Origin of the sequence: Pseudorhizobium flavum (genome assembly GCF_044142885.1) — a bacterium.
GTDB classification, from domain to species: Bacteria; Pseudomonadota; Alphaproteobacteria; order Rhizobiales; family Rhizobiaceae; genus Neorhizobium; species Neorhizobium flavum.
Genome location: NZ_JBIOKZ010000002.1, coordinates 379,869 through 392,506, shown reverse-complemented (window position 1 = coordinate 392,506; position 12,638 = coordinate 379,869). Strand labels below are relative to the sequence as shown.

13 protein-coding genes are annotated in these 12,638 nt (G+C 63.2%); 4 read left to right on the top strand and 9 right to left on the bottom strand.

What is annotated here, in order from left to right; all coding sequences use genetic code 11:
* Position 1: 1 nt before the first annotated feature.
* Positions 2 to 754, bottom strand: a complete 753-nt coding sequence (locus ACEPP2_RS05365) for a pyridoxine 5'-phosphate synthase (protein WP_077546566.1) — start codon at positions 752 to 754, stop codon at positions 2 to 4.
* A 254-nt stretch (positions 755 to 1,008) separates the two neighbouring features.
* On the opposite strand from ACEPP2_RS05365, the gene ACEPP2_RS05360 reads away from it, so the two are divergent.
* Positions 1,009 to 1,527: a DUF4405 domain-containing protein gene (locus tag ACEPP2_RS05360; RefSeq protein WP_395516013.1), complete on the top strand. Its 519-nt coding sequence runs from the start codon at positions 1,009 to 1,011 to the stop codon at positions 1,525 to 1,527.
* A 24-nt stretch (positions 1,528 to 1,551) separates the two neighbouring features.
* Here the strand turns inward: ACEPP2_RS05360 and ACEPP2_RS05355 are convergent, their stop codons facing one another.
* Genes ACEPP2_RS05355 through ACEPP2_RS05335 form a run of 5 tightly spaced genes read right to left on the bottom strand, consistent with a single transcriptional unit; the run spans position 1,552 to position 5,005 of the window.
* Positions 1,552 to 2,676 carry an ATP-dependent DNA helicase gene (locus ACEPP2_RS05355; protein ID WP_395516012.1) on the bottom strand — a complete coding sequence of 375 codons (1,125 nt, stop codon included), beginning with the start codon at positions 2,674 to 2,676 and terminating at the stop codon, positions 1,552 to 1,554.
* 56 nt (positions 2,677 to 2,732) lie between these two features.
* Complete coding sequence (locus ACEPP2_RS05350) at positions 2,733 to 3,113, bottom strand: nitrile hydratase accessory protein (RefSeq protein WP_395516011.1); 381 nt, start codon at positions 3,111 to 3,113, stop codon at positions 2,733 to 2,735.
* Positions 3,100 to 3,759 carry a nitrile hydratase subunit beta gene (gene nthB, locus ACEPP2_RS05345; protein WP_152339949.1) on the bottom strand — a complete coding sequence of 220 codons (660 nt, stop codon included), beginning with the start codon at positions 3,757 to 3,759 and terminating at the stop codon, positions 3,100 to 3,102. The genes ACEPP2_RS05350 and nthB overlap by 14 nt, the downstream gene beginning before the upstream one ends.
* Entirely contained in the window at positions 3,756 to 4,400 is a 645-nt protein-coding gene (nthA, locus tag ACEPP2_RS05340; protein ID WP_077546571.1) for a nitrile hydratase subunit alpha, read from the bottom strand. The genes nthB and nthA overlap by 4 nt, the downstream gene beginning before the upstream one ends.
* Positions 4,401 to 4,411: 11 nt before the next feature.
* On the bottom strand, positions 4,412 to 5,005 hold the full coding sequence (locus ACEPP2_RS05335) for a LysE family translocator (RefSeq protein ID WP_395516010.1): 594 nt from the start codon (positions 5,003 to 5,005) through the stop codon (positions 4,412 to 4,414).
* Between the two features lie 155 nt (positions 5,006 to 5,160).
* Between ACEPP2_RS05335 and ACEPP2_RS05330 the strand changes: the two genes are divergently transcribed.
* The gene (locus ACEPP2_RS05330) at positions 5,161 to 6,009 is read left to right on the top strand and encodes an aldo/keto reductase (protein WP_395516009.1); all 849 of its coding nucleotides are present in this window, start codon (positions 5,161 to 5,163) and stop codon (positions 6,007 to 6,009) included.
* Here ACEPP2_RS05330 and ilvN read toward each other — a convergent pair whose 3' ends face one another.
* Both ilvN and ACEPP2_RS05320 read right to left on the bottom strand, forming a co-directional pair.
* Positions 6,010 to 6,582 (bottom strand): acetolactate synthase small subunit, encoded by a 573-nt coding sequence (gene ilvN / locus ACEPP2_RS05325; protein WP_052638667.1) that lies wholly within the window; start codon positions 6,580 to 6,582, stop codon positions 6,010 to 6,012.
* Between the two features lie 44 nt (positions 6,583 to 6,626).
* Positions 6,627 to 8,405 (bottom strand): acetolactate synthase 3 large subunit, encoded by a 1,779-nt coding sequence (locus tag ACEPP2_RS05320; RefSeq protein ID WP_172973583.1) that lies wholly within the window; start codon positions 8,403 to 8,405, stop codon positions 6,627 to 6,629.
* 344 nt (positions 8,406 to 8,749) lie between these two features.
* Between ACEPP2_RS05320 and ACEPP2_RS05315 the strand changes: the two genes are divergently transcribed.
* Positions 8,750 to 10,834, top strand: coding sequence for an ATP-binding protein (locus tag ACEPP2_RS05315; protein ID WP_395516008.1), 2,085 nt, complete (start codon positions 8,750 to 8,752; stop codon positions 10,832 to 10,834).
* Here the strand turns inward: ACEPP2_RS05315 and miaA are convergent.
* On the bottom strand, positions 10,816 to 11,733 hold the full coding sequence (gene miaA, locus ACEPP2_RS05310; RefSeq protein WP_077546577.1) for a tRNA (adenosine(37)-N6)-dimethylallyltransferase MiaA: 918 nt from the start codon (positions 11,731 to 11,733) through the stop codon (positions 10,816 to 10,818). The two genes, ACEPP2_RS05315 and miaA, sit on opposite strands and share 19 nt — an antisense overlap.
* Here miaA and serB point away from each other — a divergent pair, their 5' ends adjacent.
* Complete coding sequence (gene serB, locus ACEPP2_RS05305; protein ID WP_281976893.1) at positions 11,734 to 12,624, top strand: phosphoserine phosphatase SerB; 891 nt, start codon at positions 11,734 to 11,736, stop codon at positions 12,622 to 12,624. It abuts the gene before it with no gap.
* The last annotated feature ends 14 nt before the right edge of the window (positions 12,625 to 12,638 follow it).

The window sequence follows — 12,638 nt, the reverse complement described above, 5'->3', positions numbered from 1 at the left end:
GTCAGACGGTCTGGCCGCAGGCGCGGCGGAATCGGCGCACCGTTTCCGCCATCCCGAATTCCAGTGCATCGGCCGTCAGGCCATGGCCGATGGAAACCTCTGCCAGATGGGGAATGCGCCGGACCAGCGGTGGCAGGTTCGCGACCGTGAGGTCGTGGCCGGCATTGACGCTGAGCCCTTCGGCCTTCGCGGTATCGGCCGTCTGCCCGAGCTTCTCGATGATCGCCGCTGCACGTTCCGGAGCGTCGTAGCAGCCACCATAGGGCCCGGTGTAGAGCTCGATTCGATCCGCCCCCGTCGCCTTCGCGAGCCGCACCGCTTCCACGTCACCGTCGCCATCGGCAAACAGCGACACGCGAATTCCCTTCGCCTTCAGCCGCGCCACGATCGGCTTCAGCATCTCGCCGTCGCGGCGGAAGTCAAAGCCGTGGTCGGACGTCGCCTGGCTCGGATCGTCCGGCACCAGCGTCACCTGCTCCGGTTCCGTCCGCTCGCAGAGCGTCAGGAATTCCTCGCTCGGATATCCCTCGATGTTGAACTCGGCCTCAGGGAACTCGTCGTCGATCAGCGCCCGGATGACCGGCAGGTCGGAGAAGCGGATATGCCGCTGGTCCGGCCGAGGATGCACCGTCAACCCGCTTGCGCCGGCCTGCAGCGCAATGCGTCCTAGATGCTCCAGGCTCGGCCATGGCAGGTCGCGCCGGTTGCGCAGCATGGCGATGGCATTGATGTTGACCGAGAGCGTGGTCGGCATGGCTCTGCTTCCGATTGGGACGATGTTCCCGTGGTTTATGCCAGCCGCGGCACGAATGCCAACGAGTTTAGCGCATGCACCCATCTTCGATTTTGATGATGCCGCCTTGCCTCTTCCCGGCAGCAGCTGCGACAGAACATCGCGAAGCTGGGTATGACACCCTTGCTGAATACCAAACGTCAATTCTAACAGGGATTTAACCTGACAGGTCGGTGGCGCAGCAGTAGCCAGACACTGGTCCTTCCAACCAATGAATGAGTATCATCATGCACTCGCTCCTCTCCCGCTACGCTACGCCCCTCGTCACCGGGCTCTTCGTCGTCTCGCTCGTCTCGGGCATTGCCCTCTTCTTCCATTTCCAGAGCGGCGCCTTCCATTCGATGCACGAGTGGCTGAGCATGGTGCTCATCCTCCCCTTCATCCTGCATATCTGGAAAAATTGGCGCCCGTTCCAGAACTACTTCAAACGCCTGCCAATGGCGCTCGCCATCGGCGTGTCCATCGCCGCATCCATCCCTTTCGCCTGGCCCGCATTGACCTCGACCGGCCCCTCCACCGGCAACCCTGCCGTTGCCATGGCGGGCGTCATCACCGGAAGCCCTGCTGCCGAGGTCGCACCTCTGTTCGACCAGACGGAAGAGGCATTCCTGGCACTGCTGAGTGAGGGAGGTTTCCCCGTTTCGGATGCGCGCAAGACGCTGCGCGAGATCGCAGCCGAGTCGGGCAAGACGGATCGCGACGTCGTTGCACTCCTTGCCTCGATGCGGAAGTGATCGGTAGAGCGGAGCGCTCGCCTCTCATTTGACGATGGTGATCGTCTCCGCCGCGCGGGTGATGGCAGTGTAGAGCCAGCGCTCGCGCGTGTCGCGAAAGGCCCAGCTCTCGTCGAACAACACGACGTTGTTCCACTGCGAGCCCTGCGCCTTGTGGACGGTTAATGCATAGCCGTAATCGAACTCGTCGTAGCGCTTGCGCGTCGACCAGGGAATTTCCTCTTCGCTCTCGAAGGCAGCCTTCAGGAGCTTTATCTTCGCAGCACCGCGATCCATGTCGTCGTCTTCGGGGCGGATCATCAGGTTGATGCCGGGCTTGACGGTCTCGCGGGATGAGCTCATTACCTGCCAGAGCGAGCCGTTCAAGAGCCCCTTCACCTGGTCGTTGCGCAGGCAGACGAGCTTGTCGCCTGACTGCGGGTAGCCGGTGCTGAACCCCTTCAACTCGCGGAGCCGCTGGTTGTAGCGCTTGCGTGTCTTGTTCGTGCCGACCAGCACCTGGTCCGCCTCCAGCACCAGAGCCTGGTTCACCTCGTTTCGCGAAATCACCTGGGCGGTGCCGTAGTGGCCATACATGATCTCCTTGCCCTCGCGCACGTTCATGGCGAGCTGGATGATCGGGTTGTCGCGGGCCTGGCGGTGGATCTCGGTCAGCAGGTAATCCGGTTCCTGCTCGGTGAAGAAACCGCCTCCGGAAACGGGCGGCAGTTGTCCGGGGTCGCCGAGGACCAGGATCGGTGTCCCGAAGCTCAGGAGATCCCGGCCAAGCTGCTCGTCCACCATGGAGCACTCATCGATGACGATCAGCGCTGCCTTCGCGACCGGACTCTGGCGGTTGATGGAAAACATTGGCGAGATCGAGGTCTTGCCGGTCTCCTCGTCGGAGACCTCCTCCTCGCCGCGCGGCCGGTAGATCAGCGAATGGATCGTCTTGGCGTTCTTGGCGCCGCGTGAACGCAGCACCTGCGCTGCCTTGCCGGTGAAGGCGGCGAAAAGGACCTCGCCGTCGACATGCTCGGCGAAATGCTTGGCCAGCGTTGTCTTGCCGGTACCGGCATAGCCGAATAGCCGGAAAACCTCCTGGCGGCCATCCTTGAGCCAGCGCGAAACGGCCTTCAGGGCCTCGTCCTGTTGCGGGGCGAATTGCATGGCTGCGACATGGCAGGATTCTGGACGCTACCGCAACCGAAAAGAACGAAAGCAGATCAGGGCGATCCGGATAACGGATCGTTGATGAGCTCAATCGGCACGCCATGCGGCGTCGCCTCCGCCGCCCGCTGCCAGCTTTTCTGAAGCCCCAGTATGGCTTCGGCGTCCGCGATGCCTTTGCCTACCAGCAGGCCCGTCAGCGCCTCCACCCAGCAATCGAAATAGTCGCTGCCGTCTGCGGCTCGTCCGGGCTTGTGAACCTCCGCCGACAGCGAATCCGCCCATTCACGCCAGGAGAAAAGCCCCTTCTCGTGAAGGTGTACGGTGATCGCAAAGGCCTCGGCTGCCCAAGGCTCCGGAAACACCGGATCGCCCTCTTCAGACCGCGGCAGGCCCTCCGTCTGGGCAAATCGCGATCTTGCTTCACACACGCTCAAGATAGCTCTCCCATGCGTCGATCGACACCGTCAGCGTCGGATCGGCGCCCTCGCCCCAGATTTCGCCTCCATCGAATACGACCGTATAGACCCATTGCGGGTTCTCGCCACGCCCGTGCGCATTGTCGTCGGCAAAGACGAAGGAGCCCTGCACCGCCTCCACCACGCCGGTCTTCTCCCGTGCATAGCGGGGCAAGCGCGTGTGCGTCACGGGATTGAAGTTACGTGTTCGCACCCGATCGCCAACCGCAAATCGTGGCTCGGTGTCCACGGGTCGATCACACGGGCCGCCCCGCGCGAGCACGCCCGGCACCATGTCCGCCGTCAGCACCCGCTTCGGCTTTGCCGGCTCCTGCAGCTTGTGCCCGGCGCTGATCTCCTCGTCGCTGGCAAAGCCGTGCCGCTCCAGCAGTGTCTCCAGCGCCCGAATCCAGATTTCGTAGTAGCTCGCGTCCAGGTACTGGGCCGGTGGAATGTTCTCCCGGGCATGGCGGCTCTCATCCAGCGTCCAGGCGCCGAATGCGCCGCAGGAGAGCGTGATTCCCAGCGCCCGCTTCTCCCACTCCGCGTGGAAGACCGGCTCGTTCGGCTCCGGAGCAACCGGGCCGAACCCCATCTGGCCGCCGAGGTCGTGAGGCCCGTTCATCGCAGCTGCTCCGGCGCAAGCGCCAGGCCGGTACCGATCATCGCGTCGCGCGTCACGAGATCAGCCAGCGCCTCCTCGTCCAGATCCTCCGTGCCATCCGGACGCGTCGGCACCACGATATAGCGGAGCTCGGCCGTCGAATCCCAGACGCGGATCTTCGTGTCGTCAGGGAGCGTCACGCCGAATTCGTCCAGCACGCCGCGCGGATCGATCACCGCCCGCGAGCGGTAGGCTGGCGCCTTGTACCAGACGGGTGGCAGTCCAAGAACAGCCCACGGGTAGCAGGAGCAGAGCGTGCAGACGACGAGATTGTGCGTCTCCGGCGTGTTGAAGACCGCCCGCATATGTTCTCCCTGGCGGCCGGTAAATCCGAGACTGGCGATCGCGGCCGTGGCATCGCGCCGGAGCCAGTCGGCGAAGTCCGGATCGCTCCACGCCTTCGCGACCACGCGCGCACCGTTGCGCGGGCCTACCTTCGTCTCGTAGGTGTCGACGATCGCATCGATGGCCGCGGGATCGATCAGACCCTTTTCCGTCAGCACCGTCTCGAGAGCCTTCACACGGGCCTGCATGTCGGAATAGCGGTTGTCGTGGTGGTGATGATCGTCATCATCGTGATGGTGATGGTCGTGGTGATCCATCGTCCCCTCCTCTACCTGAGCATCGGCCAGAGGCTGATGACGAGCAGCACAGCCATTGTGATGTTGAACCACTTGAGCCGCACCGGCACCGACAGCCAGTCACGCAGCGCCGAGCCGAATCCGGCCCAGGTCGAGACGCTTGGCAGGTTGACGAGCGCAAAGGCCACACCGACCAGCAGCACCGTCGGCACGTAGGCTGCCGGATTGGTGTAGGTGGCCATGGCCGTCACCGCCATCACCCAGGCCTTCGGGTTCACCCACTGGAAGGCGGCCGCGCCGAGGAAGCTCATCGGCCGCGCCCCCGCCTCGCCCTCAGCAAGACTGCGTGACGTGCCGATCTTCCACGCAATCCAAATGAGGTAGGCGCCACCGGCGAACTTCAGCAGCGTGTAGACAAGCGGGACGCTCTGCATCAGCGCACCGAGCCCCAGCCCCACCCCGATCAGCAGCGACAGGAAGCCTGCGCCTATCCCCAGCATGTGCGGGATCGTGCAGCGGAAGCCGAAGTTCACGCCGGAAGCAAACAGCATCATGTTGTTGGGGCCGGGCGTGATCGAGGTCGTAAAGGCAAACAGGACCAAGGCCAGAAACGTCTCCAGCGGCATGTCTTCTCCAGGCGCCAATGCGTTGATTTGACCAAATGGTCGCCTCGTTCGGCGGGCGGCCTGTCAAAGCTTTATGCTTAATCCCCCACAGCTTCAAGCGGGCTTGGCAGGCAACCGTTACGCCTTATCTTGCCTCCATTGTGCAGGAGCAAGCGATGATCGACGACACCCTTCCCACAGTCACTCTCTCGAACGGCGTCACCGTGCCGGCACTCGGTCTCGGGACATGGCAGATGGGAGAGGACGTGCGCGCAGCCCAGCGGGAGGTCGAGGCCCTGCGACACGGGATCGACCTCGGCCTGACACTGATCGACACAGCGGAAATGTATGGCCAAGGTGGCGCCGAGGAGATCGTCGGCGAGGCGATCAGCGGGAGGCGGGACGACGTCTTCCTGGTCAGCAAGGTCTATCCCTGGAACGCCAGCCGCGAGGGCACGATCGCCGCCTGCGAGCGGAGCCTCAAGCGCATGAAGACCGACCGCATTGACCTCTATCTCCTCCACTGGCGCGGAGAACATCCGCTGGCGGAAACGGTCGATGCGTTCGAGACGCTTCGACGCCAAGGCAAGATCGGTGCATGGGGCGTCTCCAACTTCGACCTCGGCGACATGCAGGAACTGCTTGCGCTACCCGATGGAGGTAACTGCGTCGCAAACCAGGTCCTCTACAACCTGTCGCGCCGCGGCGTCGAATACGATCTCCTGCCCTGGTGCCAGGAGCGCGGGATCGCCGTCATGGCCTATTCGCCCATCGAACAGGGGAGCCTCGCCCGCAACGAGGCCCTCATCCACATCGCCAAAGCCTACCAGGCGACTCCGGCGCAGGTGGCGCTCGCCTTCCTGATGGAACGGGAGGGCGTGGTCGCCATCCCGAAATCCTCCCATGCGGCCCGCGTCGCCGAAAACCGGGAGGCAGCGGCGCTGGACCTCACCGACGAGGATCTGGACGCACTGGATGCCGCCTTCCCGCCACCGAGCCGGCCCATGCCGCTGGAGATGATCTGATCACATTCCCTGCGGCCCGCGGTTCATCGCCGCAATCCCGGTGCGGCAGATCTCGATCAGGCCGAGCGGCTTCAGGATCGCTACGAACTGGTCGATCTTTGAGGACTTGCCGGTAATCTCCAGGATGAAGTGCTCGACCGTCGCGTCCACCACCTTGGCCTGGAAGGCGTCGGCAAGCCGCAGTGTCTCGGCGCGGTGCTCGCCCGAGCCCACGACCTTGATCAGTGCCACCTCGCGCTCGATTGGCCGCTCCTGACCAAGGCTCTGGGCCCTGACCGTCAGGTCGACCACGCGGTGCACCGGCACGATACGCTCGAGCTGCGCCTTGATCTGCTCAAGAACGCTCGGGGTGCCGCGCGTCACAATAGTGATGCGCGACAGATGCGCCTCGTGCTCCGTCTCCGAGACGGTGAGGCTCTCGATGTTGTAGCCGCGGCCGGAGAACAGGCCAATAACACGGGCCAGCACGCCCGGCTCGTTGCTGACGAGCACCGAGAGCGTGTGGCTTTCCGCCTTCGCCGTCTCGGGAGCGATGAAGTAGGCCGAGCCGGTGGGTAGTTGATGGGCATTCATTGGTTTGCGTCCACTATTTCAGGAATGACTTTAACAAGCGGTGCTCACACGAGCTGTCGGCCCTTGGCGTCGATCGCCGTCGCAACGGCCTCGTCGGTCGCCTCGTCGGGCAGCAGCATCTCGTTATGCGCCTTGCCGGACGGGATCATCGGGAAGCAGTTGGCGAGGTTGGCCACCCGGCAGTCGAAGATCACCGGCTTCTTGACCGCGATCATCTCCTCGATCTTGCCGTCGAGTTCCTTCGGGTCGTCGCAATACATGCCGACCGCGCCATAGGCCTCCGCCAGCTTGACGAAGTCCGGCATGGCTTCCGTGTAGGAGTTGGACAGGCGGTTGCCGTGCAGAAGCTGCTGCCACTGGCGCACCATGCCCATGTATTGGTTGTTGAGGATGAAGATCTTGATCGGCAGGTTGTACTGAATAGCACAGGACATTTCCTGGATGCACATCTGGATCGACGCGTCGCCGGCGATGTCGATGACCAGCGCGTCCGGATGCGCAACCTGGACGCCGATGGCGGCCGGCAGGCCATAGCCCATCGTTCCGAGACCCCCGGACGTCATCCACCGGTTGGGCTCCTCGAAGCCGAAGAACTGCGCTGCCCACATCTGGTGCTGGCCGACCTCGGTTGTCACGAAGGTCTCCCTGCCCTTCGACAGTTCGTAGAGCCGTTCGATCGCATATTGCGGCATGATGACGTCGTTGGACGGCTTGTAGGCGAAGGACTTGCGCGCTCTCCAGCGGTCGATGCTATCACGCCACTCCTGCGTCTGGCTCTTCTCGGGCTTCTTCGGCAGGGCACGCCACAGGCGGACCATATCCTCCAGCACCGTTCCGACATCGCCGAGGATCGGAATATCGACACGGACATTCTTGTTGATCGACGACGGGTCGATGTCGATGTGGATCTTTCGCGAATTCGGCGAGAAAGCATTGATCCGACCGGTGATGCGGTCATCGAAGCGGGCGCCGATGCAGACCATGACGTCGCAGTCATGCATCGCCATGTTCGCTTCGTAGGAGCCATGCATGCCGAGCATGCCGAGCCAATTCTTGCCCGAAGCCGGATAGGTGCCGAGCCCCATCAGGGTCGAGGTGATCGGGAAGTCCGTCAATTCGACGAGCTCGCGCAGCAGGCGCGACGCTTCCGGGCCGGAATTGACTACTCCGCCGCCCGTATAGAGAACGGGCCGCTTCGCCGTCGCCATCAGTTCGATAGCCGCCTGGATTGCCTTCAGGTCGCCCTGCAGCTTCGGCGTATAGCTCTTGTTGACTACGGTCTCGCCGGGAGGCGTGTAGGTGCCGGTTGCAAACTGGATATCCTTCGGAACGTCGACGACAACCGGGCCGGGACGACCGGTCTGCGCAATACGGAAGGCCTCGTGGATGACGCCCGCCAGTTCGTTGACGTCCTTGACCAGCCAGTTGTGCTTCGTGCAGGGTCGCGTGATGCCGACGGTGTCGCATTCCTGGAAAGCATCCGAGCCGATCAGCGTCGTCGGGACCTGTCCCGAGATGCAGACCAGCGGCACCGAATCCATCAGCGCATCCTGCAGTGGCGTGACGGCATTGGTGGCACCCGGACCGGAGGTCACCAGCATGACGCCGACCTTGCCGGTCGAACGCGCATAGCCTTCCGCGGCGTGGCCGGCGCCCTGCTCGTGGCGAACGAGGATGTGTTGGATCTCCTCCTGCTGGAAGATCTCGTCATAGATCGGCAGGACCGCACCGCCTGGATAGCCGAAGATGTGCTCCACCCCGTTATCCTTCAGCGCCCTCAGAACGATCTCCGCTCCCGTCATCCGATTGTTGCTGTCCGTCATTGTCTGGTCCATCCGCTGCTGGTCTGCTGTTCCGTGATCGAGGCATAAAAAAAGGCCCCTTGAGGAGCCTGTCTTTCCGCGCATGGGTGGCTAACGCCGGATGGTCACACCATCCTGCCCATGCGCGTTCCCACCACGATAAGTGCGTTCAAAATCGTCATGCGCGGAAGTGTTAGACAGATTATTGCCCTGCGTCAACGCGATCTGGCGAAAAATTACCCGCTCCTGCAGCCATCGCTCCGCACAACCCCTTACACCACTTGTTAAATCGCCTGCACTACACTGGGCGTTGGTCTGCGGCTTTGGGAGCATTTGGGTCTCCCGCTCGAGACAGGGGCTTCGTTTTGCGAAACAACGACTTGCACCGTTCCATATCGGCTGGCGAACAGGATCGCCGCGACGCCCACCTCGCTGGCAATCGCATGCTTGGTCGCGTGGTCGCCTGCAATGGCTCACGGGCAACGATTGCGGCCGTGGCCGAAAATGGCGAAACCGCCCTCACGGAGCTTTGGTCGGTCGGTCGCCTGATCTCGATCGGTGTCGGCAGCAACCGGGTCGTTGCCCTCGCCTACTCGATGACGACAGACGAAAAGAGCTGGGGCGAGCAGAACAACAACAGTTTCCAGATCGAAGCCGAACTGCTGGGCGAAGTCCGGGTGGGCCCCGATGGTCGCGAAGAATTTTCCGGCGGCATTTCCCGCTATCCCTATCTTGGCGCCATCGCCCATCGCATCCGCGCCTCTGACCTCCTGCGCATCTACGACGCCGGCAAGAACGACAGCTGCGTCATCGGCAAGCTGACGCAGGACGAGACCATCGATGCGGCCATCCACATACCATCGATGCTGTCCAAGCATTTCGCCATCGTCGGCTCCACCGGGGTCGGAAAATCGACGGCGGTATCGCTCCTGCTCCACAAGGCCATTGAATCCGACCCGAAGCTCAGGGTGCTGATCCTTGATCCGCACAATGAGTTCGCCGCCGCCTTTCCCGGTCATGCCGTGGTCATCGATCCCGAGACCCTCGACCTGCCCTTCTGGCTGATGAAGCTTGAGGAGTTTGCGGAAGTGCTTTACCGCGGGCGCCCTCCTGTCGCCGAGGAACTCGACATCCTGCGCGATCTCATCCCGGAGGCGAAACGCGCGTTCCGCGGTGGCGACACGGGCCTGATGCGCCGCACGACCGAGAAAAGCTCTATCACGGCGGACACGCCGGTTCCCTACAGAATGGCGGATCTCCTTGCGCTGATCGACGAGCGCATCGGTCGCCTGGAAGGCCGAGGCGAAAAACCGGTCCTGCGGCACCTGAAGATGCGAGTCATGTCGGCGATCAACGATCCCCGCTATCATTTCATGTTCTCCAACAACACGATCCAAGACACGATCATGGAGACCATCGCCCACATCTTCCGCATTCCGGGTGGTGACAAGCCGATCTGCACGTTTCAGCTGGCGGGCATTCCGTCAGAAGTGGTCAACTCGATCGCGTCCATACTCTGTCGGATGGCTTTCGAGCTCGCCCTCTGGAGCAACGGCGCCATCCACATGCTGGTCGTGTGCGAGGAGGCCCACCGATATGTCCCGGCGGACCCCGAGCGAGGCTTCTTCCCGACCCGTCAGGCGATCGCCCGCATTGCCAAGGAAGGCCGCAAGTACGGCGTGTCGCTCGGCGTCATCACCCAGCGACCGGGGGAACTGGACCAGACGATTCTGTCCCAATGTTCGACATTGTTCGCAATGCGCCTTTCGAACGACCGCGACCAGGAAATCATCCGCTCGGCAATCCCGAACTCCTCCATCTCGACGCTGAGCTTCCTTTCGTCGCTCGGAAATGGCGAAGCGATTGCGTTCGGCGAAGCGATAGCCGTACCGATGCGCCTGCAGTTCGCCCGTGTGGAGAAGAGATATCTGCCGAAGGCGAACGGTGTCCTCGACAAGGGTAGCGAGGAGACGCCCGATACAGTCGACCTTCGTAGCGTCGTTGCAAGGATGCGCTCCGTCAGCGCACCCGAACTGGGGCCTTGCCGCCCGAGCCCCGATCATGCCGACGATTCGTTCCGGCGAAGCGATGCCGACGACCTGGAACAGGATTCGGGCATGGGCGAAATGGAACTGGACCGCTGGGCTCGAAGTGTCACACCATCCCCTCAACCGACCCCATACAGATCGGGCGATACAGCCAGGGCCGAGCGCTACCGTCCGGATATGCTGCCGGGCGCCACGCGATCGCCCACCGCGCCGCCTTCAACCTCGTATGAACCGTCACCGGCCCATCGCCAACCTGTCACCGATGACGGCGCGCCAGCGGCCCTTCGCTCCCTGCGTGCCGACGGCGGCCTGCGCTCCTCCCAGCCGCTTCGCCGGGAAGGCTCCCTTCGCGACACCCTGCTGAAGAAGCCGCTCAGCAGCCTCTACGACAACAGGGACTGAGGCTCGGAGGGATCGATCCTCCTCCAGCTCTCGTCCATCTGGTTGCGGAACCAGGTCATCTGACGTTTCGCGTACTGGCGCGTAAGCGCCGAGGTGCGCTCGATGACCTCCCCGGCCGTCATCTGCCCCTTGAGCATGGCCGCGATCTGCGCCACTCCGATCGCCTTCATGGCGGGAACATCGGGATCGGGATGAAGTGCGAGGAGCGCCTCTACCTCCTCCACGGCACCGCAATCGAACATCTGCTCGAAGCGCCTGTTGATCCGCTCGTGTAGGACTGCCCGGTCGGGAAGCGCAACCACCTTCAATGCCCGCTCCGGGTTGACCACCACTGGCCCAGGCTTTCCCTGATAGTCGAGGATGGAACGGCCGGTCCCTTGCAGAACCTCGAGCGCCCGCACAATCCGCTGCCCGTCCGCCCGCCCGAGCGTTGCGGCAGCAGCGGGATCGAGCGCCGTAAGCTCCGCATGAAGCTGCTCCGCCCCTTCCTCCTTCAGCCGCTGACGCAACCTCGAACGAACATCGTGTGCAATCTCGGGCATGTCGGACAGGCCGCCGGTCAGGGCCTTGAAGTAGAGGCCGGTGCCGCCCACGAAGATCGGCATCCTCCCCTCGTCGCGCAGCCGCGGCAGAAGATCCGCCACATCGCGCAGCCATTCGCCCGTCGAATGGGCATCGGTCGCCCTGACATAACCGTAAAGATGATGCGGGATGCCGGCCATCTCCTCCTCGGATGGACGCGCGGTCAGGACACGCAAGGTGTCATAGACCTGCATGCTGTCGGCATTGACGACCACGCCTCCCGTTTCGGCCGCACAGCGCAGTGCAAGCGCCGACTTGCCGCTGGCGGTCGGCCCCGTTATCAGGATCGCGTCGTAATCTCTTTCAAGGTCCTTCATATGGCTTCCGTTGCCACGCTCATCGCCCATCCGTCAAATGCCGTTCTGTCCGCAAGTGTAGGCGAGGCGGCGGCCGAAGCGGTGAATGCTGCTGGACTGTACTGGCTGGCGGACGGGATCGCCTGCGATATTGCGCTCCGCGACGGCACCGACGTGAAGACCGCAGAGCAAAAGCTTCGAGCCGCCGTTGCGGAACTGCCGGTCGATCTCGTGATCCAGGAGGCCGAGACGCGCCGCAAGAAGTTCCTGATCGCCGACATGGACTCCACCATGATCGGCCAGGAATGCATCGACGAACTCGCCGATGTCGTTGGCCTCAAAGACAGGGTGGCGGAAATCACGGCGCGCGCGATGAATGGCGAGATTGCCTTCGAGCCCGCCCTGCGCGAGCGGGTCGCACTCCTGAAGGGCCTGCCTATCTCGGTCGTCGACGAGGTTATCGCCAAGCGCATCACGCTCACATCCGGCGGGCCGGAACTCATCGCGACGATGAGGAAGAACGGCTTCCATACCGCGCTGGTATCCGGCGGGTTCACCGTCTTCACCAATCCGATTGCCGCCCGCCTCGGCTTCCACGAGAACCGCGCCAACCTTCTGCTCGCCGAAGATGGCATCCTGACCGGCAAGGTCGCCGAGCCCATCCTCGGCAAGCAGGCGAAGATCGACGCGATGATCGACATCTCCGCCCGTCTGGGCATCTCCACCGATGACGTCATTGCCGTGGGCGACGGCGCCAACGACCTCGGCATGCTGAACCTTGCCGGTTCGGGGGTCGCGCTCCACGCCAAGCCAACCGTCGCGGCTCAGGCCAGGATGCGGGTCGACCATGGCGACCTGACGGCGCTCCTCTACATCCAGGGCTATCGCAAGTCGGATTTTGCGAGCCCATGACCTTGAACGAGCCG

Coding starts and splice junctions, on each gene's coding strand:
- nthB (WP_152339949.1), bottom strand. CDS start 3,759: ATGAACGGGCCTCACGACCTCGGCGGCCAGATGGGGTTCGGCCCGGTT.
- ACEPP2_RS05355 (WP_395516012.1), bottom strand. CDS start 2,676: ATGCAATTCGCCCCGCAACAGGACGAGGCCCTGAAGGCCGTTTCGCGC.
- ACEPP2_RS05320 (WP_172973583.1), bottom strand. CDS start 8,405: ATGACGGACAGCAACAATCGGATGACGGGAGCGGAGATCGTTCTGAGG.
- ACEPP2_RS05330 (WP_395516009.1), top strand. CDS start 5,161: ATGATCGACGACACCCTTCCCACAGTCACTCTCTCGAACGGCGTCACC.
- nthA (WP_077546571.1), bottom strand. CDS start 4,400: ATGGATCACCACGACCATCACCATCACGATGATGACGATCATCACCAC.
- miaA (WP_077546577.1), bottom strand. CDS start 11,733: ATGAAGGACCTTGAAAGAGATTACGACGCGATCCTGATAACGGGGCCG.
- ACEPP2_RS05365 (WP_077546566.1), bottom strand. CDS start 754: ATGCCGACCACGCTCTCGGTCAACATCAATGCCATCGCCATGCTGCGC.
- ACEPP2_RS05335 (WP_395516010.1), bottom strand. CDS start 5,005: ATGCCGCTGGAGACGTTTCTGGCCTTGGTCCTGTTTGCCTTTACGACC.
- ACEPP2_RS05360 (WP_395516013.1), top strand. CDS start 1,009: ATGAGTATCATCATGCACTCGCTCCTCTCCCGCTACGCTACGCCCCTC.
- ilvN (WP_052638667.1), bottom strand. CDS start 6,582: ATGAATGCCCATCAACTACCCACCGGCTCGGCCTACTTCATCGCTCCC.
- serB (WP_281976893.1), top strand. CDS start 11,734: ATGGCTTCCGTTGCCACGCTCATCGCCCATCCGTCAAATGCCGTTCTG.